The sequence below is a fragment of the Pseudoalteromonas sp. GW168-MNA-CIBAN-0100 genome, from assembly GCF_040309225.1.
Classification (GTDB): domain Bacteria; phylum Pseudomonadota; class Gammaproteobacteria; order Enterobacterales; family Alteromonadaceae; genus Pseudoalteromonas; species Pseudoalteromonas arctica.
The window spans coordinates 1-327 of record NZ_JBEOOL010000311.1; the positions used below are offsets into that span (position 1 = coordinate 1).

At 41.9% G+C, this 327-nt stretch carries 1 protein-coding gene; it reads left to right on the top strand.

All coding sequences use genetic code 11. The features are described 5' to 3' along the window. Positions 1 to 327 (top strand): porin (locus AAEY62_RS21255; RefSeq protein WP_350636345.1); only part of this gene is annotated, 327 nt, incomplete at both ends.

A 327-nucleotide genomic window follows, 5' to 3' on the forward strand; every position in this document is an offset into this window, starting at 1 on the left:
CGTACAGCTTGACTACAACTATTTTGATGGCGCTTACAATGCAGATAATGGCGGCTCTGGCGGCAGTGATTTTTTTCCGCGACGTATTCGTACTTACGTTGCTAGCGAGCATGGTAATTGGGATCACAAGTTATTACTCGAATTTGGCGAAGGCACAGCTGAAATTGTTATGGCACGTGTACGTTATGCGTTTGATAACGGGCTTAAAATTAAAGCAGGTAAAATTCGCGAAGATATATCGCTTAATGCATTAACCAGCTCAAAACATATCAACACTATTGAGCGTAGTAGTTTAGCAAATACCTTCTCGCCATTTTTTCGTTGGGG